General features: G+C 66.5%; 22 protein-coding genes and 1 pseudogene. 13 read left to right on the forward strand and 10 right to left on the reverse strand.

The features are described 5' to 3' along the window. Positions 1-24 precede the first annotated feature (24 nt). The 7 genes from AWC12_RS15865 (at position 25) to AWC12_RS15895 (ending at position 7,294) form a co-directional block, all read left to right on the forward strand. Positions 25-933 (forward strand): class II glutamine amidotransferase domain-containing protein, encoded by a 909-nt coding sequence (locus AWC12_RS15865; protein ID WP_024447186.1) that lies wholly within the window; start codon positions 25-27, stop codon positions 931-933. Then, a complete protein-coding gene (locus tag AWC12_RS15870) occupies positions 921-1,637 on the forward strand; it encodes a protein glxC (protein ID WP_085175386.1) in 717 nt (238 codons plus the stop codon). The genes AWC12_RS15865 and AWC12_RS15870 overlap by 13 nt, the downstream gene beginning before the upstream one ends. Beyond that, positions 1,637-3,001 carry an FMN-binding glutamate synthase family protein gene (locus AWC12_RS15875; RefSeq protein ID WP_085175387.1) on the forward strand — a complete coding sequence of 455 codons (1,365 nt, stop codon included), beginning with the start codon at positions 1,637-1,639 and terminating at the stop codon, positions 2,999-3,001. The genes AWC12_RS15870 and AWC12_RS15875 overlap by 1 nt, the downstream gene beginning before the upstream one ends. Next, the gene (locus tag AWC12_RS15880) at positions 2,998-4,203 is read left to right on the forward strand and encodes an NAD(P)/FAD-dependent oxidoreductase (protein ID WP_085175466.1); all 1,206 of its coding nucleotides are present in this window, start codon (positions 2,998-3,000) and stop codon (positions 4,201-4,203) included. The genes AWC12_RS15875 and AWC12_RS15880 overlap by 4 nt, the downstream gene beginning before the upstream one ends. Before the next feature lie 11 nt (positions 4,204-4,214). Next, the gene (locus AWC12_RS15885; RefSeq protein ID WP_024447190.1) at positions 4,215-4,865 is read left to right on the forward strand and encodes a helix-turn-helix domain-containing protein; all 651 of its coding nucleotides are present in this window, start codon (positions 4,215-4,217) and stop codon (positions 4,863-4,865) included. 160 nt (positions 4,866-5,025) lie between these two features. Next, entirely contained in the window at positions 5,026-6,846 is a 1,821-nt protein-coding gene (leuA, locus tag AWC12_RS15890) for a 2-isopropylmalate synthase (RefSeq protein WP_024447191.1), read from the forward strand. 61 nt (positions 6,847-6,907) lie between these two features. Further along, positions 6,908-7,294 carry an SHOCT domain-containing protein gene (locus AWC12_RS15895; protein ID WP_085175389.1) on the forward strand — a complete coding sequence of 129 codons (387 nt, stop codon included), beginning with the start codon at positions 6,908-6,910 and terminating at the stop codon, positions 7,292-7,294. Between the two features lie 5 nt (positions 7,295-7,299). Here the strand turns inward: AWC12_RS15895 and AWC12_RS15900 are convergent, their stop codons facing one another. Further along, positions 7,300-8,301 carry a DEDDh family exonuclease gene (locus AWC12_RS15900; RefSeq protein WP_024447193.1) on the reverse strand — a complete coding sequence of 334 codons (1,002 nt, stop codon included), beginning with the start codon at positions 8,299-8,301 and terminating at the stop codon, positions 7,300-7,302. A 78-nt stretch (positions 8,302-8,379) separates the two neighbouring features. On the opposite strand from AWC12_RS15900, the gene AWC12_RS15905 reads away from it, so the two are divergent. Both AWC12_RS15905 and AWC12_RS15910 read left to right on the forward strand, forming a co-directional pair. Beyond that, positions 8,380-9,636 carry a Mur ligase family protein gene (locus AWC12_RS15905; RefSeq protein WP_085175391.1) on the forward strand — a complete coding sequence of 419 codons (1,257 nt, stop codon included), beginning with the start codon at positions 8,380-8,382 and terminating at the stop codon, positions 9,634-9,636. Beyond that, a complete protein-coding gene (locus AWC12_RS15910) occupies positions 9,633-10,349 on the forward strand; it encodes a type 1 glutamine amidotransferase (protein WP_085175393.1) in 717 nt (238 codons plus the stop codon). Before AWC12_RS15905 ends, AWC12_RS15910 begins: the two co-directional genes overlap by 4 nt. Positions 10,350-10,481: 132 nt before the next feature. Here the strand turns inward: AWC12_RS15910 and AWC12_RS15915 are convergent, their stop codons facing one another. Both AWC12_RS15915 and AWC12_RS15920 read right to left on the reverse strand, forming a co-directional pair. After that, positions 10,482-11,135, reverse strand: coding sequence for a response regulator transcription factor (locus tag AWC12_RS15915; protein ID WP_024447196.1), 654 nt, complete (start codon positions 11,133-11,135; stop codon positions 10,482-10,484). Continuing rightward, positions 11,120-12,343, reverse strand: a complete 1,224-nt coding sequence (locus tag AWC12_RS15920; protein ID WP_085175468.1) for a sensor histidine kinase — start codon at positions 12,341-12,343, stop codon at positions 11,120-11,122. Before AWC12_RS15920 ends, AWC12_RS15915 begins: the two co-directional genes overlap by 16 nt. Positions 12,344-12,476: 133 nt before the next feature. Here AWC12_RS15920 and AWC12_RS15925 point away from each other — a divergent pair, with 133 nt between their 5' ends. After that, the gene (locus AWC12_RS15925) at positions 12,477-13,793 is read left to right on the forward strand and encodes a cytochrome P450 (RefSeq protein ID WP_085175395.1); all 1,317 of its coding nucleotides are present in this window, start codon (positions 12,477-12,479) and stop codon (positions 13,791-13,793) included. Here AWC12_RS15925 and AWC12_RS15930 read toward each other — a convergent pair. The 3 genes from AWC12_RS15930 to AWC12_RS15940 all read right to left on the reverse strand — a co-directional run bounded on the left by AWC12_RS15930 (position 13,753) and on the right by AWC12_RS15940 (position 15,704). Continuing rightward, positions 13,753-14,640, reverse strand: a complete 888-nt coding sequence (locus AWC12_RS15930; protein WP_085175397.1) for a type IV toxin-antitoxin system AbiEi family antitoxin — start codon at positions 14,638-14,640, stop codon at positions 13,753-13,755. The two genes, AWC12_RS15925 and AWC12_RS15930, sit on opposite strands and share 41 nt — an antisense overlap. 118 nt (positions 14,641-14,758) lie before the next feature. Then, positions 14,759-15,370 carry a recombination mediator RecR gene (gene recR, locus AWC12_RS15935; protein WP_024447200.1) on the reverse strand — a complete coding sequence of 204 codons (612 nt, stop codon included), beginning with the start codon at positions 15,368-15,370 and terminating at the stop codon, positions 14,759-14,761. A gap of 1 nt (position 15,371) precedes the next feature. Beyond that, on the reverse strand, positions 15,372-15,704 hold the full coding sequence (locus tag AWC12_RS15940) for a YbaB/EbfC family nucleoid-associated protein (protein ID WP_024447201.1): 333 nt from the start codon (positions 15,702-15,704) through the stop codon (positions 15,372-15,374). 116 nt (positions 15,705-15,820) lie between these two features. Between AWC12_RS15940 and AWC12_RS15945 the strand changes: the two genes are divergently transcribed. Further along, positions 15,821-16,555, forward strand: coding sequence for an Rv3717 family N-acetylmuramoyl-L-alanine amidase (locus AWC12_RS15945; RefSeq protein WP_024447202.1), 735 nt, complete (start codon positions 15,821-15,823; stop codon positions 16,553-16,555). On the opposite strand, the gene AWC12_RS15950 is transcribed toward AWC12_RS15945, so the two are convergent. Next, the gene (locus tag AWC12_RS15950) at positions 16,552-17,010 is read right to left on the reverse strand and encodes an SRPBCC family protein (RefSeq protein ID WP_085175399.1); all 459 of its coding nucleotides are present in this window, start codon (positions 17,008-17,010) and stop codon (positions 16,552-16,554) included. The two genes, AWC12_RS15945 and AWC12_RS15950, sit on opposite strands and share 4 nt — an antisense overlap. 93 nt (positions 17,011-17,103) lie before the next feature. Here AWC12_RS15950 and AWC12_RS15955 point away from each other — a divergent pair, with 93 nt between their 5' ends. Together AWC12_RS15955 and AWC12_RS15960 are read left to right on the forward strand one after the other, a co-directional pair. After that, positions 17,104-18,483, forward strand: coding sequence for an FAD-binding oxidoreductase (locus AWC12_RS15955; protein WP_085175401.1), 1,380 nt, complete (start codon positions 17,104-17,106; stop codon positions 18,481-18,483). Continuing rightward, positions 18,480-19,802, forward strand: a complete 1,323-nt coding sequence (locus AWC12_RS15960) for a class I SAM-dependent methyltransferase (protein ID WP_085175403.1) — start codon at positions 18,480-18,482, stop codon at positions 19,800-19,802. Before AWC12_RS15955 ends, AWC12_RS15960 begins: the two co-directional genes overlap by 4 nt. 4 nt (positions 19,803-19,806) lie before the next feature. Here the strand turns inward: AWC12_RS15960 and AWC12_RS15965 are convergent, their stop codons facing one another. The 3 genes and pseudogenes from AWC12_RS15965 to AWC12_RS15975 all read right to left on the reverse strand — a co-directional run. Continuing rightward, positions 19,807-21,579 carry a peroxidase family protein gene (locus tag AWC12_RS15965; RefSeq protein WP_085175405.1) on the reverse strand — a complete coding sequence of 591 codons (1,773 nt, stop codon included), beginning with the start codon at positions 21,577-21,579 and terminating at the stop codon, positions 19,807-19,809. Further along, positions 21,548-21,949: a hypothetical protein gene (locus tag AWC12_RS15970; protein ID WP_024447207.1), complete on the reverse strand. Its 402-nt coding sequence runs from the start codon at positions 21,947-21,949 to the stop codon at positions 21,548-21,550. The genes AWC12_RS15965 and AWC12_RS15970 overlap by 32 nt, the downstream gene beginning before the upstream one ends. 60 nt (positions 21,950-22,009) lie before the next feature. Next, a pseudogene (locus tag AWC12_RS15975) lies at positions 22,010-22,694 on the reverse strand (DNA polymerase III subunit gamma/tau); the annotation flags it as partial.

Raw genomic sequence — 22,694 nt, forward strand, 5'->3', positions numbered from 1 at the left:
GCTTCACAGGAAAGAGGTCAAGTCATGTGCGGGATCATCGGGCTGCACCTACGGACACCCGAGCTCTATCCCCGACTCGGGCAGTTGCTGACCGGAATGCTGTGCGAGATGGGCGATCGCGGCGGCGATTCGGCAGGTGTCGCCGTCTACGGTGACCCGAACTGGTCGCCGCCGGGCCACGGCTGCGTGTCGATCGCCGATCTCGGCACGGAGTCGACCGAGGACACCACCCAGGTTGCCGCATCCGTTGGCGCAGCCCTGGGCGGCGACGTCGCCGGTTCCGCCGTCGGAGTCAGCCACGTCCTGTCGGCCGCGGTGGATTCCGAGGTGCTGCTGTCCGCAGTCCGCGCCGCCTATCCTGACGCGCTCATCGCAGGATTCGGTTCTGACATGGCAGTTCTCAAAGGTGTCGGCCATCCTCGTGTACTCACCCACGGATGGGGTCTGGCGAACGCCCAGGGGTGGCAGGGCGTCGGGCATACCCGGATGGCCACCGAATCGGCCGTGACCCCCGCGGGCTGTCACCCGTACGCTGTGGGGCCCGGACAGTGCATGGTGCACAACGGCTCGTTCGCCAACCACGCGACGATCCGTCGCGAGCTGCGGGCAGCCGGTGTGGTTTTCGACAGCGAGAACGACACCGAGGTGGGCGCGCGATTCATTGCCGAACAGCTCTCGCGGGGCCGCGATGTCGAAAGCGCATTGAAAGAGCTGTGTGCCACATTTGATGGCTTCTACACGCTCCTGGTGTCCAACCGCGATTCGTTCGCCGTGGTGCGTGATGCGATCGCATGCAAGCCCGCCGTGATCGCCGAGACGGACGAATGGGTCGCCATGGGCAGCGAATACCGCGCCCTGGCAGCACTTCCCGGCGTCGAGAAGGCCAAGATCTGGGAGCCCGAGCCCGAGGTGGTGTACGCATGGCAGCGATAGATTTCTCCTCGCGCGAGCGCTCGTCGGCGATAGTCTTCGACCTGCGCTCATCCCCGCTTCGCGAGGTCAACACCGCGTTGCACGCCCCGGATCTGGCCGGCGAGGTCATCATCGAGAACCCCGCGGGGGCACACAACGTCGCCGTCGGCCTCAACGCACCGGCGACGGTCACCGTCGACGGGCACGTCGGCTACTACGCCGCAGGCATGAACCAGCAGGCCGATGTCGTCATCAACGGCAACGCAGGGACCGGTGTCGCCGAGAACATGATGAGCGGTTCGGTCTGGGTGAAAGGCGATGCCTCGCAATCCGCGGGTGCCACCGCGCACGGTGGCCTGCTCGTCGTCGAGGGCAATGCCGCTGCGCGCTGCGGCATCTCGATGAAAGGGGTGGACATCGTCGTCGGCGGCAACGTCGGCCACATGAGCGCCTTCATGGCGCAGGCCGGTCGGCTTGTCATCCGTGGCGACGCAGGGGAAGCGCTCGGCGACTCCATCTACGAGGCCCGCATCTACGTTCGTGGAGAGGTGGCGTCGCTGGGCGCGGATTGCATCGCGAAACCGATGCGGGAAGAGCACCACCAGGAACTCGGACAGCTGTTGAAAGCGGCGGGGTTCGAGGGCGACGACACCGCTGCCTACACGCGATACGGATCCGCACGAAGCCTGTACAACTTCCACGTCGACAATGCGAGCAGCTACTGATGAGCCAAACGAGTGACGAGCGGGCCCGTCTTGGCCTACGCGAATCCGCGACCTTCGACCGCGCCACCATCGCCGCGATCCAGCGAGCGGCCGAAACCGGCATCTACGACATCCGCGGCTGGGGCGCCAAACGTCCGCTACCCCACTTCGACGACCTGCTCTTCCTCGGCGCATCGATGTCCCGCTATCCGCTCGAGGGATACCGCGAGCGGTGCGCCACCGATGTCGTGCTCGGCGACCGGTTCGCCAAACACCCTCTGCACCTGGATATCCCGGTCACGATCGCCGGCATGAGCTTCGGGGCGCTGTCCGGCCCCGCCAAGGAAGCCCTGGGGCGCGGAGCCAGCGAGGTCGGCACCTCGACGACGACCGGTGACGGCGGCATGACGCCCGAAGAGCGCGGCCAGAGCAAGTATCTCGTCTACCAGTACTTGCCGTCGAGGTACGGAATGAACCCCGACGACCTGCGCAAGGCCGACGCCATCGAGGTGGTTCTCGGTCAAGGCGCCAAACCCGGCGGTGGTGGAATGCTGTTGGGGCAGAAGATCTCCGAGCGTGTCGCCGGGATGCGCACGCTACCCGAGGGGATCGACCAGCGCTCGGCGTGCCGTCACCCGGACTGGACCGGCCCCGACGACCTGACCATCAAGATCAACGAGCTGCGCGAGATCACCGACTGGGAGAAGCCGATCTACGTCAAGGTCGGCGCCACGCGCACGTACTACGACGTCAAACTCGCAGTGCACGCAGGCGCAGACGTCGTCGTCGTCGACGGCATGCAGGGCGGTACTGCCGCGACCCAGGACGTGTTCATCGAGCATGTCGGGATTCCCACCCTTGCCGCGATTCCGCAAGCGGTGCAAGCGCTGCAAGAACTGGGCGTCCATAGGACCGGGGCGAGCGGAGCGACGGGAAGAAAAGGAGTCCAGTTGATCGTGTCCGGCGGAATCCGCAACGGCGCCGACGTCGCGAAGGCGCTGGCGCTGGGCGCGGATGCCGTCGCGATCGGTACCGCGGCGCTGATCGCTCTCGGCGACAATCACCCGCGCTACGCCGCGGAGTACGAAAAGCTCGGCAGTGCAGCAGGTTTCTACGATGACTACCAGGACGGACGAGATCCCGCGGGGATCAGCACGCAGGATCCGGAGCTCGCAGCGCGGTTCGACCCGATTGCCGGAGGACGGCGGCTGGCCAATTTCCTGCGCGTCCTGACGATGGAGGCACAGACCATCGCTCGCGCGTGCGGCAAGTCCCACGTGTGCCACCTCGAGCCCGACGACCTTGTCGCGGTGAGCATCGAAGCGGCCGCGATGGCCAAGGTTCCCCTTGCCGGGACGGACTGGATCCCCGGGCAGAAGTGGTGAACGAGACCGCGGACGTCGTCATCGTCGGCGGCGGCATCGAAGGGTCGGCTGCGGCGTGGGCGTTGAGTCGACGCGGCATTACCGATGCCGTTGTGCTGGAGCGCAATACTGTCGGCTCCGGCATGACCGGAAAGTCCAGCGGGATCGTGCGCTGCCACTACGGCGTCAGCTCCCTGGCGGCCATGGCGGCCGAGGGCCTCAAGATCTTCGAGGCCCCTCAAGAATTTCTGGGAGATCACGCACTCGACATCGGCTTCCGCCAGACCGGCTACGTCGTCGGCGTCGGCGAGCAGAACGTCGAGGCGCTGCGAAAAAGCCTTGCCGCGCAACAGTCCGTCGGCGTCGAAACCGAGGAGATCGACAAGGCCGACGTCGCCGAACTGTGGCCGTTCGCCGATCTCACGCCGTTCGCGGCGTTCGGCTGGGAGGCCCGCGGGGGCTACGGCGACGCCTACCAGACCGCGCAGGCGTTCTCGGCGTCCGCGCGGTCTGCCGGAGTGCGAATCCGTCAGGGCGCTACTGTCACCGGACTGCTCGTCGACGCCGACCGAGTCACCGGAGTGCGGCTGGCTGACGGGTCGGAGATCTCGGCGGGCACCGTCGTCGTCGCGACCGGTGTATGGACGAGACCGTTTCTGCAGCCGTACGGCGTCGACGTGCCGATCAGGGTCATCCGCGAACAGATCGTGATGATCGACCCGGGCGTCGACGTCGGAAAGGTGCCCGTCTTCTCCGACCTGGTGTCGCTGCAGTACGTGCGACCCGAAGTCCGCGGCGAGATCCTGTTCGGCAACAGCGACCTGCCCGGCTACGCCGACATCGACCCGACCGACCCCGACAGCTACCTCAACCGCGCCACCGACGACTTCATCGACCTCACCGTCGACAAGGTCGGCACCCGCTTCCCCGGCTTGTTCGACGCCTCGATCTCGAGCAGCTACGCCGGCTGCTACGACGTCACGCCCGACTGGAACCCGATCATCTCGCAGGCGCCGATGGACGGACTCGTCATCGCCGCGGGGTTCAGCGGACACGGTTTCAAGATCGCCCCCGCCGTCGGCACGCTCGTCGCCGACATCGTCATCGACGGCCGCAGCAGCGACCCCCGCATCCCCGCGTCGGACTTCCGGTTCTCCCGCTTCGCCGAGAACGACCCGCTCAAGACGCCCTACCCATACGTCGGGGCCGGACAGATGCGCTAGACAGGTGCACTGTGGCCTCTCCTGACGATCTGCTGCGCAACACCTCCGGAACCGCGCGGGACCGCGACCCCGCAGCGCCGGTCGAAGAGCTCGAGATCGAGTCGGCGATCGGTCGCAACGTGCGGTTGCTTCGGCAACAGCAAGGTCTGACCGTCGCCGAGACGGCGGCCCGCATCGGCATCTCGAAGGCGATGATGAGCAAGATCGAGAACGCGCAGACCTCGTGCAGCCTGTCGACGCTCGCGCTACTGGCCAAGGGCTTCGACGTTCCCGTGACCAGCCTGTTCCGCGGCGCCGATGTGGAACGTCCGGCAGCCTTCGTCAAAGCGGGAACCGGCGCCGCCATCGTGCGGGAAGGCACGCGCGAAGGCCACGAATACCAGGTGCTCGGATCGCTGCGCGGCGAGCACAAGCGGCTGGAATGCCTGCACGTCACGCTGTCGGAGAAGAGCCAGACCTATCCGCTGTTCCAGCACCCCGGCACCGAGTTCATCTACATGCTCGAAGGCGTCATGGACTACAGCCACAGCCGCTCGGTGTACCGGTTGCACCCCGGCGACTCACTGCAGATGGACGGCGAGGGCGCCCACGGTCCCGTCGACCTCGTCGAGCTGCCCATCCGCTTCCTGTCGGTGATCGCCTTCCCCGACTCCCAGGTCTGACAGGTTTTGACGCTCGCAGCGGCAGGAGTATGGTGAGCTCCGTGCAGCGGGTGCTCCTTCTCGGACGCCGCGACGGGGTCTGATCCAGACTGGCCTCCCGTCGCGGGTGTTTCGCGATGCGCCGGTCTGAAGTCCCCTAGAGACCCAACCGGAGCACACCATGACTGACAATTTCAATCCCTCCACCGATGCCTTCAGCTCGGTACGCACCATCTCTACCCCCGCGGGCGACCCGCATCCCGGTCAACCTGCCTGGAACACGCAGCGCGGCTCGCAGATGCCGGTGGCTCGCTACCGCAGTTTCGACGAAGAAGTGGAGCCCATCCGGCTGCCCGACCGGACCTGGCCCGAGAAGATCATCACGACGGCCCCCGCGTGGTGCGCGGTCGACCTGCGCGACGGCAACCAGGCGCTGATCGACCCGATGAGCCCGCAACGCAAGCGCCGCATGTTCGACCTGCTGGTCCGGATGGGCTACAAGGAGATCGAGGTCGGCTTCCCCTCTGCTTCGCAGACTGACTTCGATTTCGTCCGCGAGATCATCGAGCAGGGTGCGATCCCCGAGGACGTCACGATCCAGGTGTTGACCCAGTGCCGGCCCGAGCTGATCGAGCGCACGTTCCTGGCGTGCGAAGGCGCACCCCGTGCGATCGTGCACTTCTACAACTCCACCTCGATCCTGCAGCGCCGCGTGGTGTTCCGTGCCGACCGCGACGCGGTGAAGAAGATCGCCACCGACGGCGCCCGCATGTGCGTCGAGGAGGCCAAGAAGTACCCGGACACCCTGTGGCGCTACGAATATTCGCCCGAGTCCTACACCGGCACCGAACTGGAGTACGCCGTCGAGGTGTGCAACGCGGTGGCAGACATCGTGGCGCCCACCCCGGAGTGGCCGCTGATCGTCAATCTGCCCGCCACCGTCGAGATGGCCACGCCCAACGTGTACGCCGACTCGATCGAGTGGATGAACCGGCACCTGACGCCACGCGACTCGATCATCCTGAGCCTGCACCCGCACAACGATCGCGGAACCGCGGTCGCCGCAGCCGAATTGGGCTATGCGGCGGGTGCGGACCGTATCGAGGGCTGCCTGTTCGGCAACGGCGAACGCACCGGAAACGTCTGCCTGGTGACGCTGGGCATGAACCTGTTCTCCCGCGGCGTCGACCCGCAGATCGACTTCTCCAACATCGACGAGATCCGTCGCACCGTCGAGTACTGCAACCAACTGGGCGTGCACGAACGTCACCCCTACGGTGGCGATCTGGTCTACACCGCGTTCTCCGGCAGCCACCAGGACGCCATCAACAAGGGCCTGGACGCGATGAAAGTGTCTGCCGACGAACAGGATTCAGATGTCGACGACATCCTGTGGCAGGTGCCCTATCTGCCGATCGACCCCAAGGACGTCGGCCGCACCTACGAAGCGGTCATCCGCGTCAACTCCCAGTCGGGCAAGGGCGGCGTCGCCTACATCATGAAAGCCGACCACGGCCTGGCGCTGCCGCGTCGGCTGCAGATCGAGTTCTCTCAAGCCATCCAGCGGATCACCGATGGCGAAGGCGGTGAGGTTTCGCCGAAGGAGATGTGGGACGCGTTCTACGAGGAGTACCTGGCGCCGATCAGCCCGCTGGAGCGGATCCGCCAGAAGGTCGACGCGGCGGAGGTCGACGGCGGCACCGACACCATCACCGCCGTGGTGAAGGTCAACGGCGAGGAGCGCGAGATCGTCGGCGCGGGCAACGGCCCGCTGGCGGCCTTCGTCGACGCGATCGGCGCCGTCGGCTTCGACGTCAACGTGCTGGACTACTCCGAGCACGCGATGTCGGCGGGCGAAGAAGCCCAGGCCGCGGCCTACGTAGAGGCCGAGATCGGCGGCAGGACCGTGTGGGGTGTGGGCATCGCGACCTCGATCACGACAGCCTCGCTGCGTGCGGTGGTCTCTGCGGTGAACCGGGCCGCACGTCAGGGTGGCCTCTAGTCCGCTGTTCGAGGACTTTGGACTCTGATCCCGCCCCGCGGTGGTTGCTTGACTGACGGTCATGTGGGATTCGTTCTGGGACTACTTCTGGTCGATGATCGTCATCTTCGCGTTCATCGCATACCTGATCATCTTGTTCAACATCCTGGCCGACCTCTTCTGGCGAGACCACAAGACGTCGGGGTTGGTGAAGGCGGTCTGGGTCATCTTTCTGATCGTGCTGCCGTACCTGACGGCGCTGATCTACCTTGTCGCCCGCGGCAAAGGGATGGCGGAGAGGGCACGTGAGCAGGCGCTCCAGGCGAAACGCGAGACCGACGACTACATCCGGCAGGCGGCAGGCCGCAATCCGGCCCAGGAGATCGCCGATGCCAAGGCGTTGCTGGACGCCGGCACCATCAGCGACGCCGAATACCAGACCCTCAAAACGAAGGCCCTCGCCGGCTGACGTCGTCAGAACAGCGTGAACTGATCCCCGGCCGGGGACTTCTCGGTGAACGCCTCGATGGCCGACCCGCCGATGACGGAGTCGATGTGCTGCATGAACGCAGCACTGGTGAGCATCGGGACACCGAGCTCCCGGGCCTGGTAGCCCTTGCCCTGCTCGGGTGCGTCGGCGTCGCACACGACGAGCGAGGTGTTCATGTCGACGGCATCCGTGAACGCCAGCCCGGCGTGCAGGATGCGCTCGACCATCTCTTCGTGGGTGTGGCTGACCTCGGCTGACAGCGCGACCCGCATGCCCTGGACCAGTGGGCGACCCTCTACGAAGGTTCCCGGGTTGGCGTACGGGCACGGCAGACGGGCGGCCGTCGCCTTCAGCGGCAGCAGTTCGTCGTGTGTGACGCGACCGTTGGGCCACCGACGTCGCGTCACGGGGTGCACAGGCAGCCACTTGCGCCGCTCCTGCGCGACCACCAGGACCGGTTTGAGGATCTGAGCCAGCACCATCGCGTCGTCGAGTGCGTCGTGCGGCTTCATCTGCGTGACGCCGTGATGGGCGGCCAGCGTCTCCAAGCGCAGATTGTCCAAGCCGAGGTCGAGGCGCCGCGCCAATTCGACGGTGCACATGACGGTGTCGACGGGTAGCTCCGCCGACACCATTTCGGCCTCGGCAGCCAGGAATGAGTAGTCGAAACCGACGTTATGAGCGACGAGAGTGCGGCCCTCCAACACGTCGCACAGATCGTCCACGACGTCACCGAACGTCGGCTGGCCCGCGAGCATCTCCGAAGTGAGCCCGTGTACGTGGGTGGGCCCGGGATCGACACCCGGGTCGAGCAGGCTGTACAGGCTCTTCTCGACATTGCCGTCGTCGCTGAGCGCCAGTGCGGCGATGCTGACAACGCGCGCCTGACCGGGCCGGAAACCGGAGGTCTCGACGTCGACGACGGCCCAGCCCGCGCCGTCGGTGCCGGCGGGCCGACCCCAGCGACGTTCGGCGGTTGAGCTCATGAACCGAGGATGGCACGCACCGCTGACATGCCTTGCTCCATCTCACCGCGTGTCGGCCGCTCTTCTAAACTGCCGGGCATGGTCACCGTCGGAGGGCAGGAGCGCAGCGACCGGGAAATCTCGGTGCGTGGACGAGTCGCGCTCGCCGCCGGCGCCGGCGCACGCTGGGCGTCCCGCGTCACCGGCCGAGGAGCCGGCGCGATGATCGGCGGCCTGGTGGCCATGACGCTCGACAAGTCGATCCTCGGCCAGCTGGGCCGCGGGCGGCGCTCCGTCGTCATCACCGGCACCAACGGCAAGTCGACGACGACCCGGATGACGGCGGCCGCGCTGGCCACGGTCGGCCCGGTCGCGACCAACGCCGAGGGCGCCAACATGGATGCCGGCCTAGTGGCGGCGCTGGCCGCCAAGCCCGACGCGACGCTTGCCGCCCTCGAGGTCGACGAGATGCACGTTCCGCATGTCTTGGATGCGGTACCAGCTGCGGTGACGATCTTGCTGAACCTGTCCCGCGACCAACTCGACCGCGTGGGCGAGATCAACCACATCGAACGCACGCTGCGCGCCGGGCTGGCCCGGCATCCGTCGACCGTTGTCATCGCCAATTGCGACGACGTGCTGATGACCTCGGCGGCCTATGACAGCCCGCACGTGGTGTGGGTGGCCGCGGGCGGTAGCTGGGCCAGCGACTCGGTGAGTTGCCCGCGCTCCGGCGAGGTCATCGTCCGCGACGGCAAGCACTGGTATTCGACCGGCATGGATTTCAAGCGACCCAACCCCGACTGGTGGTTCGACGACACCCACATCTACGGACCGGACGGGCTGGCCCTGCCGATGACGCTCACGTTGCCCGGAACCGTCAACCGCGGCAATGCGACGCAGGCGGTGGCCGCCGCGGTGACACTGGGCGCCGACCCTGTCGCGGCGGTGGCCGCGGTTTCAGCGGTCGACGAGGTCGCCGGCCGCTACCGCACCGTCCGGGTGGGCAACCACACCGTGCGAGTGCTCCTGGCGAAGAATCCGGCCGGATGGCAAGAGGCGCTGTCGATGGTGGACCGCGACGCGGCGGGTGTAGTGATCGCTGTCAACGGCCAAGTGCCCGACGGCGAAGACCTGTCGTGGTTGTGGGACGTGCGGTTCGAACACTTCGATACGGTCGCGGTGGTGGCCGCCGGTGAACGCGGCACCGACCTCGCGGTGCGGCTCGGCTACGCCGGCGTCGAACACACCCTGGTACACGACACGTTGAATGCCATCGCTTCGTGCCCGCCGGGCCACGTCGAGGTGCTGGCCAATTACACGGCGTTCCTGCAGTTGAACAGGCGGCTGCCATGACCGAGTCGGCGGTGCGGATCGGACTGGTGCTGCCCGACGTGATGGGCACCTACGGAGACAGCGGCAACGCCGTGGTGTTGCGACAGCGGTTGCGGCTGAGGGAAATTGATGCAGAAATTGTCGAGATTGCCCTCGACGATCCGGTGCCTGCGGAGCTCGATCTGTACACACTCGGCGGCGCCGAGGATTACGCACAGCGACTGGCCACCAAACATTTGATCCGCTATCCCGGTCTGCAGCAGGCGGTTTCGCGAGGTGCACCGGTGCTCGCGATCTGCGCGGCGATCCAGGTGCTTGGTCACTGGTATGAGACCTCGGCCGGTGAGCGCGTCGACGGGGTCGGAATTCTCGACGTGACGACGTCGCCGCAGCCGGAGCGCACGATCGGCGAGGTCGCCTCCACACCGCTGGTCGAAGGCCTCACCGAACCGCTGACCGGTTTCGAGAATCACCGCGGCGGAACAATTCTCGGTCCCCTGGCGCAACCGCTGGCGGCGGTGACGAAAGGGGCGGGAAACCGGGCGGGTGACGGTATCGACGGCGCTGTACAGGGCAGCATCGTCGCGACCTATCTGCACGGCTGCTGCCTGGCCCGCAATCCGCAACTAGCCGACTACCTACTCAGCAAGGTAGTGGGCCCCCTTGCGCCGCTGGAACTTCCCGAAGTCACGCAACTCCGCAAGGAACGACTGGCGGCCCCGCGGCGGGTCTAGCGCTCATCCCGCCCGTCTCTTCTTCGCGCAAGCGCTCACCCGTCCGTCTCTTCTTCGCGCAAGCGCTCACCCGTCCGTCTCTTCTTCGCGCAAGCGCTCATCCCGCCCGTCTCTTCTTCGCGCAAGCGCTCATCAGCGCGCGACGATTCCGTTCCGGTACGCGTACACGATCGCCGCGGCGCGATCACGCAACCGCAGCTTGAGGAAAATCCGGCCGATGTGGCTCTTGACGGTGACACCGGAAATTACGAGCTCGTCGGCGATCTCGGCGTTGGAGCGTCCCTTGGCCACCAGCCGCAGCACGTCGAGTTCTCTCGGCGTCAGGTCCTCGAAAGCCTCTGGGTTCGGCTCCTCGGCCGTCGCGCGGTAGACATCGAGGACCCGCGCCGTCACCGACGGATCGAGGAAGCCATCGCCCCGGGCCACCGCGTGCACCGCGCGGATGAGCTCCTCGGCCGGCGAGTCCTTCAACACGAAACCGGCCGCGCCCGCACGCAATACACCCGACAGCAGCTCCTCGTCGTTGAACGTGGTCAGAGCCAGAACTGGCGGGCCACCGGCTTCGGTGAGCAGGCGCGTCGCCTCGATCCCATTGACGCGCTTCATCCGGAGATCCATCACGACGACGTCCGGCGAATGCTCGGCGACCGCCGCGGCCACCTCGTCCCCGTCGGCGCACTCACCGACCACGGCGATGCCGTCCTTGCGCCGCAGGATTCTGCGCAGTCCCGACCGAACCAACTCCTGGTCGTCGACCAGGAGGGTGGTGATCATGCCGTCGGCCATGCACCCCAGCTCCTAATCGGGCAGGAGTCGTCGTCGAGCGGGATCGTCACCTGCACCACCCAGACGTCGTCATTGGGTCCCGCCGTGATGGTGCCGTCGAGCAGATCGACGCGCTGGCGCATGCCTCGCATGCCCCGCCCGTCCACACGCTGCGCGGTGACCGGCACCGGAAGCCTGTTCGTGACAGTGAGCATCGCCGCCCCGTTCGACACCCTCAGCATCATCTCCGACTCTGCGTCGGGTGCGTGCTTGGCGATGTTGGCGAGCGACTCCTGCGCGATTCGATACAGCGCAAGGCCGGCCGCCGCGGAGACCCTGTCCTGCGGGCCGCTCGCCTCGAATCGCACCGCCAGACCGGCGCGGACGAAATCGCCGACGAGCGCGGGGATGTCACCAACGCCCGGTTCGGGGGCGACTTTGCCGACAGTGTCGTCGAGTAGTCCGACAGTTCGTCGGATATCGGCCATGGCCTGACGACCCAATCGTTCAGCCTGTTCGAGCGCTTCGAGCGCCTCGTCGACATCGCGATCCTCCTGCAGCCCGCGCCGTGCACCGGTCACGTGAAGAAGGGTGACGGAAAGAGAGTGCGCGATCACGTCGTGAACTTCGCGGGCGATGCGCCGGCGCTCATCGGATGCGGCGTGTTCGGCCAGCTTCTGCTGCGCGTCCCGTTGCTCTATGAGCAGTTGCTGCTGGATACGCATCAGATAGCCGACAAGCCAACCGATCCCGATGAAACTCAGGTACAGCCACGGTGTCTCCACGCGGCCGGTCCAGACCGCGGCTCCGAGGATCGCCGCCGCAGTACCGGCGGCCAACATTCCGCCTCGTATCGAGGTCATCCCGCCGATAACCCCGGTGACGAGCCCGAGCAGCACCGGGGCGAAGTCTCCCTCGATCGGTCCCGACATGCCGAATATCCAGATCGAGATGGCCAGCATCCAGGCCAATCCCAAAGCGAACGCTTCGAGCGCAGGAGTGACGGTCATGTCGATGGCGAAGAAAACGATGTAGGGCGAGTACGCGACGACGAGGCCGATCACGGCGATCCACCATTGCGACTCTGGGCGCTGCAGCAAAGCGACCGCCGACACGATGAGCATCGTGACGTCGATGCTCACGACGATCGGCCAGGAGAACCCGCCCGGCATCATCTCGCCCTTGCGGCGCAGATACCGCCGGAAATGGCGCTTCACCACGGCCAGCATCACGCCAGTTTAGGGGTGCGGCGGCGGCACCGGCATCAGCCTCAGGTAGGCATCGGTTCTCCTACCTTGGTAGGAGACACAGATCGGCCCGCGGCACGACGATCCTAGGGCTCGATCTCCGTAGCGTCGGGGCATGGCTACCACCTCGCGAGCAGGCATCTGGCTGCGCTGGGCGTCGGTGCACGGCGTACCACGGGTTTTTCTCTCCACTCGCGCGTGGCGCGGCGAACCGCTGGCGCGTCTCATTCTCGGCAAGGGTGACCGGCTGGCGCTCATCGAGGAGATCCGCGCCGCCGGGCCGCTGCTGCGCACACCGGTGGTCTGGGCCAGCGCCGACTACCAGGTATGTCGGACAGTGCTGCGCGACAACGACTTCGGCGTGGCCGATCCCAATGAGACCGGGCTTCCCGACTCGCTACTCGGGCTCGTCCGCCGAGCCGACCCGGCGCTGCCCAACCCTGTCGAACCGCCCGCGATGCTGATGACCGATCCGCCGCAGCACACCGAGTACCGGCGCTTGGTAGCGCGCAGCTTCGCGCCAAAGTCCATTGCGGCGCTGGACACCCGAATCGGCGAGCTCACCGCAGAGTTGCTCGACGACTTGGGTCGGCGGGCCGAGGTCGACCTGATCGCCGACTATGCGGCGCAGCTGCCCGCGGCGGTGATCTCGGAGATGCTGGGGATACCGACCTCGGAGCGCGCGCGCATCCTGGGGTGGGGCACCACCGTGGCCGCGCTCCTGGATATCGGCATCGCGTGGCGGCCGTTCAGAGCCGCGATCGACGACCTTCTCGACGTCGACAGCTATCTGGGCGAGCACTTCGGGCGGCTTCGTCTGCAGGATGGCGACGAGACACCGTTGCGCAAGCTAGCGCTCGACGGCAGTCTGTCGGGCCGCGAATTGACCTCCAACGCGGCGCTTCTCATCGGAGCAGGTATCGAGACGACGGTGAATCTGATCGGCAACGGCATCGCCGCTCTCCTCGAGCACCCCGATCAGCTGGCTCTGCTACGCCAGGACCCCGAGCTGTGGCCGTCTGCTGTCGAGGAGATCCTGCGCTACGACAGCCCGGTGCAGATGACCGCGCGAACGGCGCTCTGCGACAAAAAGATCGCGGGGGTGGGAATCCCCAAGGGCGCGGTGGTCGTGTTGCTGATGGGCGGTGCTAACCGGGACCCGAACGTGTTCGACCGTCCCGACGTCTTCGACATCACGCGGCCGAACGCACGCGACCACCTCGCGTTCGCGACCGGTATCCACGTGTGTTTGGGCGCGGCGCTGGCACGCATCGAAGGCGCAACGGCGTTGCGGGAGTTGTTCGTCCGGTATCCCGATCTGCAGCTGCGGGCACCGGCAGAACCACGAGGCCTGGTGAATTTGCACGGATACCGGCGATTGCCCGCGGTCCTCACGCCGCGCGTGCCCGTGCGAACCTCTGGACCTCGCTGATCTCGAGGTGGCACCCGCGGCTGGCCAAGGCCTTTTCGGCTCGTGCCAACCAGTCTTGTGGCCGGTCTTCGGCAATGACTCGGATGACGATCCAACCCAGTTGCTGCAGCATCCGCAGCCGCGCAATGTCCTTGACGTACTGCTGCCGATCCTTGCGGTGATGGTCGCCGTCGTACTCGACAGCGACCCCGTACTCTGACCACCCCATGTCCAAGAACGCGACAGGCCGGGATCCGTCGAAGACGGGGATCTGCGTCTCAGGACGGGGAAATCCGCAGTCCAGCAACCACAGTCGGAGCATGCTCTCCCGCGGTGACGCCGCTCCCCCGTCGACGAGCGGAAGCAACTCGCGCAGTTGAATGACACCACGGGCATGCGGGTGCCGATCGGCGAGATCGAGCACGTCAGCGATGTCGTAGTGCTGATTCCACATCAACGCGTCCAGTCGCGCCAGCGCATCGAACCTGTCGAGGTGGCGCCCTAGGTCGAAAGCGGTCCGTTCACGAGTCGTGACCGGGAGGCCCGACCGGCGGGTGGCCTCGTCGGGCGCCACACGTTCCGTTCGCAGCACCAGGCCCTCTTGTGGTCGACCCTTCACTCCGGTGATTTCTATCGGAGTAGTCGGGTCCACCCACGGCGCTCCGTGAAGGGCCGCGGCCGCCGACCCGGCGACCACACCCTTTCGCCCGGTGGCCAGCCATGCTCCGATCGCGCGCTCGCGCAAGGTGATCTCGACGTCCTTGCGGACGAACACGCCACGGTAAAGCTTCGTGTAGTCGCGTGCCAGCTCGTGACGTGTCGCAACACCTGCCCTGACGGCTTCCCCACCGAGAATTACGTTGGCCATGGCGTCATCGTGCCAACGCCCACCGACAAGCGTCGAAATCCACCTTTTGCAGCGGTTTTACGAGTAACTCGCTGCAAAAAGTGGATTTGGGTGTGAAACGTCACCGACAAGTGCCGGCCTAGGCCATCGCGCGGCGGCCCGCCAGTGCGCGCCCCAGCGTCAACTCGTCGGCGAACTCCAGATCCCCGCCCATCGGGAGCCCCGACGCGATGCGCGTGACAGTCAGCCCCGGGATGTCGCGCAGCATCCTCACCAGGTACGTGGCGGTCGCCTCACCCTCGGTGTTGGGGTCGGTCGCGATGATGATCTCGGCGACGTCGACGCCGTCGACCCGTTCCCCGATCCTGTTGAGCAGCTCGCGAATTCGCAGTTGGTCGGGGCCAATACCCGACAGCGGGTCCAGCGCTCCACCCAGCACGTGATAGCGCCCACGGAACTCACGGGTCCGCTCCACCGCCTGGACATCCTTGGGTTCCTCGACCACACAGATCAGCGATGCGTCGCGGCGCGGGTCACCGCAGATCCGGCAGCGCTCCGCGTCGCTGACGTTGCCGCACACCGCGCAGAACGTGACGCCGTCGCGCACCCGGTTCAGCACGGCGGTCAGCCGGTCGATGTCGGGCGGCTCGACCGACAGCAGATGGAACGCGATCCGCTGGGCACTCTTGGGCCCGATACCCGGCAGCTTGCCGAGCTCGTCGATCAGATCCTGAACTGGTCCTTCGAACAAGTCACATACCCGGCAGGCCCAGGCCGCCCATACCGCCGGCCAGCGGTCCCAGCTTGTCGTGAGCGAGGATGGTGACCTGCTTGGCGGCGTCGGCGATCGCGCCGACGATGAGATCCTGCAACGTCTCGACGTCCGACGGATCGACGACCTTCGGGTCGATCGCGACGCCGACGACCTCGCCGCTGCCCTTCATCGTGACCTGTACGAGGCCACCGCCGGCCTGGCCGTGCACTTCGGCGTTGGCCAGGGCTTCCTGGGCTTCCATCAGCTGCTGCTGCACCTGCTGCGCCTGGGCGAGCAGGGCTGACATGTCGGGCTGGCCACCAGGTTGCATGAGGAATCCTCTACGTATTGATTGCAGTGCGGTATCGACTTGGTTGCGCTCGCCCTTCAAGCGGCACTTCGGGCTTTCAGCGTAGTCGGCGCTCGGGCTACCGTGGCGCCGTGCCTATGCCAGCCAGCCTGCGTGTCGGGGCCGCTGCGGTGGCCGCAGTGCTCGTCGCCGCGATCCCTGCCTTCCCCGCGCAGGCCGCCCCGTCCAACATCGCGGGCAAGATCGTGTTTCTCGATCCGGGCCATCAGGGCTCGATGGAAGGGCTGAGCCGTCAGGTCCCGACCGGCCGCGGCGGCACCAAGGACTGCCAGGCAAGCGGCACCTCGACCGAGGACGGCCTCGCCGAGCACACCTTCGCCTGGGACACCACGCTGCGCATCCGTCAGGCGCTGACGGCACTGGGGGTTCGCACCGCGATGTCGCGGGGCGATGACACCGGGCCTGGGCCGTGCGTCGACGAGCGCGCCGCCATGGCCAACTCGATCAGGCCCAACGCCGTCGTCTCGATTCACGCCGACGGCGGCCCGCCGACGGGGCGGGGCTTCCACGTGCTGTACTCGTCGCCCCCGCTCAACGCGGCCCAGGCCGGGCCGTCGGTGCAGTTCGCCCGCATCATGCGCGATCAGCTGGCCGGGTCGGGTATCCCGCCGGCGACGTACATCGGCACCTCCGGGCTCAACCCGCGACAGGACATCGCCGGTCTCAACCTGGCGCAGTACCCCTCGATCCTCGTCGAGCTGGGCAACATGAAGAGCCCCGTCGATTCCGCGCTGATGAAGACCCCCGAGGGCAGGCAGAAGTACGCCGACGCCGTCGTGCGCGGCATCGTGGCATTCCTGCAGCAGGGCTAGGTGTTCTCGACGCCGAGAGTGCCCTCGACCTCCCGCTTGAGATTCCCGAGCACCTCGGCCTGAATCTTGCGCAGCCCGATCGGTGCGAACGTCTTCTCGAAGAAGCCGCCGATGCCGCCGGCACCCTGCCAGGACGTCTTCACCGTGACCGACGACCCTGGCCCTGCCGGTGCGACGGTCCAGTTGGTCACCATCGACGAGTTGGCGTCCTTCTCGATAACGGTGTGCCCTGCGACGTCGACAGTGGCCTTGACGTTGCGGGAGCGCGACTTGGTGGCCTGCAGCTTCCACTCCGCGACGGTGCCGGCACCCTGTCCGCCCTCGAGCACGCGGTAGCCGCTGTAGTGCTCGGAGAGGATCTTCGGGCGCATGGCCTCGTAGTCGGCGACGGCTGCCTGCACCGTCGCCGGATCGGCGTCGATCAGAACCGTGCTGGACGCGCTGACCTGTCCCATCAGTGCAAACTCCTTGTTCAAGTGGGGGCACAGAAAGCTGTGAGCAGTGACGTTGCGGTCGCATCCACTGCTACCGGGGACTAGCGTATATCCGTGTCTGTTGCCTCGACCGACGCACGGGCCGCTCACGCCGACGGCGTGCAGCGCCTGTTGGCGAGTTATCGCGCGATCCCCGCCGATGCCGCCGTCCGCCTGGCCAAGCCCACGTCCAATCTGTTTCGCGCCCGCGCGAAGACCAGGACCAAAGGCCTCGACACCTCGGGGCTGACCGACGTCATCGCCGTCGACCCGGCGGCGCGCACCGCCGATGTCGCCGGCATGTGCACGTACGAGGATCTCGTCGCCGCGACCCTGCCCTACGGACTTTCGCCGCTCGTGGTGCCGCAGCTCAAAACCATCACCCTCGGCGGCGCCGTCACTGGCCTCGGAATCGAGTCGGCGTCGTTCCGCAACGGACTGCCCCACGAGTCCGTGCTGGAGATGGATATCCTTACCGGCACCGGCGATATCGTTCGTGCGTCGGAGGACGAGAATCTTGACCTCTTCCGGGCATTTCCGAATTCCTATGGCACGCTTGGCTATTCGGTACGTCTGAAGATCGAGTTGGAAGCGGTCAAACCGTTCGTGTCGCTGCGCCACCTGCGCTTCCATTCGGTGCCCGACCTGATCGACGCCATGGACAGGATCATCGAGACCGGCGGACTGCACGGCGACCGCGTCGACTACCTCGACGGGGTGGTGTTCAGCGCCGACGAGAGCTACCTGTGCGTCGGAACCCAGACCGGCACACCCGGCCCTGTCAGCGACTACACCGGCAGCGACGTCTATTACCGCTCCATCCAGCACAGCGACGGCGAGAAGCACGACCGGCTCACCATCCACGACTATCTCTGGCGCTGGGACACCGACTGGTTCTGGTGCTCAAGGGCATTCGGGGCGCAGAATCCCCGGATCCGGCGGTGGTGGCCGAGACGGTACCGGCGCAGCAGCTTCTACTGGAAGCTCATCGGCTACGACCAGCGGTTCGACATCGCCGATCGCATCGAGATGCGCAACGGCCGCCCCCCGCGCGAGCGCGTCGTCCAGGACGTCGAGGTTCCGATCGAGCGGACGGTCGAGTTCCTGCGCTGGTTTCTCGACACCGTGCCGATCGAGCCGATCTGGCTGTGTCCGCTGCGCCTCCGCGACGACCGCAGCTGGTCGCTCTACCCGATCCGGCCGAACCACACCTACGTCAACGTCGGCTTCTGGTCATCGGTCCCGGTCGGTCCCGAGGACGGGTACACCAACAAGATGATCGAGCGGAAAGTCAGCGAGCTCGATGGGCACAAATCCCTGTACTCCGATGCCTATTACTCCGAAGAGGAGTTTGATGCTCTTTACGGCGGGGAGATCTACCGGACCGTGAAGAAGACCTATGACCCGGATTCGCGTTTCCTGGACCTCTATGCAAAGGCGGTGCGAAGGCAGTGACCACTTTTAGGGAGCGCGCGAGCGGTCCGTCACACGATTCGGACCGCCGGCTCACGTTGGCCGAGGTTCTGGAGATCTTCGCCAGTGGTCGTTTGCCGCTGAAGTTCACGGCGTACGACGGGAGCAGCACCGGACCCGATGACGCGCCACTCGGCCTGGAACTGCTGACCCCACGCGGAACGACTTACTTGGCAACGGCTCCCGGTGATCTCGGCTTGGCGCGGGCCTACGTGTCGGGTGATCTGGAGATGTTCGGCGTACACCCGGGTGATCCGTACCACCTGCTCAGCGCGCTGGTCGAGAAGCTGAACTTCAAGCGACCACCGGCTCGCGTGCTCGCCCATATCGTTCGCTCGATCGGCATCGAGCACCTCATGCCCATCGCACCGCCCCCGCAGGAGGCGCTGCCGAGATGGCGACGCATCGCAGAAGGCCTGCGACACAGCAAGACTCGCGACGCTGACGCCATCCACCACCACTACGACGTATCGAATACCTTCTACGAGTGGGTGCTCGGACCGTCGATGACCTATACGTGTGCGTGCTATCCGCACGCCGACGCCACCCTGGAGGAGGCGCAGGAGAACAAGTACCGGTTGGTGTTCGAGAAGCTGCGACTGGCGCCCGGCGACAGGTTGCTCGACATCGGCTGCGGCTGGGGCGGAATGGTGCGCTACGCCGCACGGCATGGCGTCAAGGCCATCGGGGTGACGCTGTCGAAGGAGCAGGCGGAGTGGGCGCAGGCCGCCATCGTGCGAGAGGGTCTCGCCGATCTGGCCGAAGTTCGCCACAGCGACTACCGCGATGTGCGTGAATCGCAGTTCGACGCAGTGTCTTCCATCGGCCTCACCGAGCACATCGGGGTGGCGAACTACCCCTCGTACTTCCGGTTCATCAAGTCCAAGCTCCGCAGCGGAGGACTGATGCTCAACCACTGCATCACCCGTCACGACAACAAGACCGGGCCCGCCGCAGGGGGATTCATCGACCGGTACGTCTTCCCCGACGGAGAACTCACCGGTTCGGGACGGATCATCACCGAAATCCAGGACATCGGGCTGGAAGTCGTCCACGAGGAGAACCTGCGCCATCACTACGCGATGACGCTGCGTGACTGGTGCCGTAACCTCGTCGAACACTGGGACGAAGCCGTCGCCGAAGTCGGCTTGGCCACCGCGAAGGTGTGGGGCCTCTACATGGCTGGCTCTCGAGTCGGCTTCGAGCAGAACTCCATTCAGCTGCATCAGGTGCTCGCAGTTAAGCTCGACGAGCGTGGCCGTGACGGTGGACTTCCGTTGCGGCCGTGGTGGAACGCCTGAGGGCTCACCGCAGCGGTTTCCAGCGCAGAAAGACGTTGCCCTGTCCGCGCAGCGCGGGCGCGAGCTCAGGGTGGTGGCGGATCAACACTGACGCCATGTCGTTGTCGTCGACCCAGGCCATGCCCTCGGGGGTGTAGATCCGCGGGGTGAAGTCGACGCTGTAGAACCGGTCGCTCTTGAGCCTGCGCGTCGCCATCAGCACGAAGATGCGAAATGCCGTCTCGCCGAAAGCGAATCCGCGGGGAAGGCGCTCCCCGTACATGCCGACCACGGTGTCGACCGCGTCGATGTCGCCGTAGATGTGGCGCAGCTTCTCGGCTGTCTCCAGGCTTCCTCGGCTGATCTCGTCGAAGCTGCGCGCCCGCGGCAGCCGCAGACTCTCCCGGAAGTCGTTGTAGCGCGGCACTCCGCGCTCCCGTGACCGCAGTACATCGACTGCGTTGAGGTCGATGGCCAGGGTGTCCAACCGGTCGAACCGCTGCATGAAACGCGGGCTGTTGTGCAGCGCAAGCGCTCCGGCCTCACCGATACCGAAGGTATACATCGCATTGCCCTGGCCGATCTTCTCCAGAGCACCCCGCGACTGGGCACTACGGATGTCGTCGAACGCGCACGACAGGGACGGGGCGCCGTCGAGCGTGACGAACCCGAAGTCGTCCGGCAACAGTGGATGCATGCGGTACACGGTCACGAACTCCTCGGTGACCGAATACGGCGCCGCGTGATGATCGGTCGCCGACCCGGGGATGCCGCTGATGAAATCGCTGGAACTCAGCCGGCCCGCAAGTCTTTTGACACGCTCCCCTGCGGCGCCGAACCAGTTCCCGCGCATGCCCTGCTCCAGCGCCGGATGTCCGAGCAACGCCGGGGTCCATTCCAGCGTGTGGATCTTGGTGATGAGCGCGGTGGTGACGAGGCGGGCCTTCTCGAAGAGTTGATCATCGGACCACCGTGGATACGCGGCGGCGAGCTTGTCGCAGATGGCGTTGTGTTCGTTCATGAACAGCGTGGTGAGCAGTTCCAGACCGAGCCACCATCCCTCGTTGGTCAGGAAAGGATCCTTCGGTGTGGGATTCGTGGCGATGAACCCGTCGTCGTCGATGGTCAGCTTGCCGCTCTCACCGGTGCGCACCGCCTGCTGTGCGGCGACCGTACTGCCGTAGATCTGCGAGCCGTCCCACCAGTGACTGTCGACGTTGAGGTAGGTCTTGGACGCGGTGTCGCCCGACGCGGTCGGGTCGTCGGGCGTCGCCGGGACGCGGACCGGGTCGGTCGGCCATTCGTAGCCTGCGGGCCGGGGGACCTCGATCATCCGGTCGGTGGTGGTGCCGTGACTGAACCAGTCGTGCACCTCGAACTGCAGCCACGCCGCGGCGAGCACATTCACCTGCCCGGCACCTTTGAAGGTTTCACGCCGCAGGAGTTCGTTGCTGATCGTCAGCGGGTTCGGGTCGAACAGCCGGGGCGGCTGCTCGGCGGGCGCCGATGCGGGCGGCAGGTTGCGCCCGAAACGTGTGCCCGCCATGCCCATCGACGGCGCCGACAGGTCGTTGTAGGAGCCGTCGACGGTGCGCACCGTCAGGTACTCCTGAGGTTCTCGCGCGGGCGCTGCCTGTGGCGACCCGTCGTAGGTGTCGTACAGATTGTCCTCGCGGAGCCGATTGCGGATCCCGACCAGCGACAGCAGGCCGAGCGTCGGCGGCAGGTTGTCCCAGCCCCAGCGGCGATCGAGAAACTCGGCGAGCTTAATGAACAGCTGTGCGCCGCGGTTCGACATGTCGCCCTCCTCTCCAGGCGATGACCGCCAGACCGGTGTTGACCGCGGAGATGGCGACAGCGGTGAGGCCCTGCTTGCGGGGCAGATCGTTGCGGACGGTGGTGACGGTCGCCGACGCCGTGTCGGCGGCGTGGATCAGTACGGCCAGCTTCTCAGCTCGTCGTAGCTCGTCGCCCGTCAGCAGCAGCAGGTCCAGACCGATGAGCACGGTGCGGATGCCGAACATGCGGAACGGATAGGTTCCCGAGCGATCCGTCGCGGTGTCGACGCCGAGCCGGCCGAGAAGTTTCTCCGGGATCAGCAGGCCCGCGGCCCCGTTGAGGATCCGGATCGTCGCGAGCACCTTGCGCGCAATGTCGGGGAGCACCATGGGGTGATCATCGCGTCTTGGCGCGCCGCGCGCCTGCGTAGTCGAATACCTGTTTCCCGGCTAACCGTCGATGCGGCGTGCCCCCAGCTCGTTCTGCAGCAATTCCAAAGCCACCTCTTCCGGGTCCCGCCGAGGTGCGGCGGGATCGACATTGCTCGCCTCGGCCAGCATGTCCTCTTCGTCGTCCTCGGGCGGTGGCGGCGGGGTCTCCGGCGGGGGGATGCGCTCGACGCGGGGCCGCTGAGGCGCGGCCCGCTGGGGCGGTGCGGCACGTTGCGGCGGCGTGGCAGATACAGGTGCCGCCGGCGCTTCGCCCCCGATGTCGCACCGGATCTTCCAGTCCACTCCGAGCGCATCCTTGAGCGCTTCCCGGATGACGTCGGCATTGCGTTGCTCGACGAGGCGCTTGGCCAGCGGCGCCGATTCGTGGCTCAGCACGAGGGTGTCGCCCTCGACCGCCCGCACGATGGCCCCTGCGAGCATTACCTCGGTGGTGCGGCTGCGCTCGCGGACCTTCTCACGCACCGTCGTCCACATGGTGCGCACCGCGGCCGCATTCGGCTGACCGGCGGCGGCAGGAGTCGCCGGCGGAGCTTCCACGGCCGGCGCGGACGGTTGACGAAGCGGCGGCGGTTCCGGGACCGGTTCAGGCTCAACGTCTTTCGGCGCGGCGGGTTCAGGTGCCGGCTCAGGCTCCGGCTCCGCCGGGGCGGGCTTGGGCGCCGGGGCGGGCGTGGGTGCGGGT

This window comes from Mycolicibacterium iranicum (assembly GCF_002101705.1).
Lineage (GTDB): Bacteria > Actinomycetota > Actinomycetes > Mycobacteriales > Mycobacteriaceae > Mycobacterium > Mycobacterium iranicum.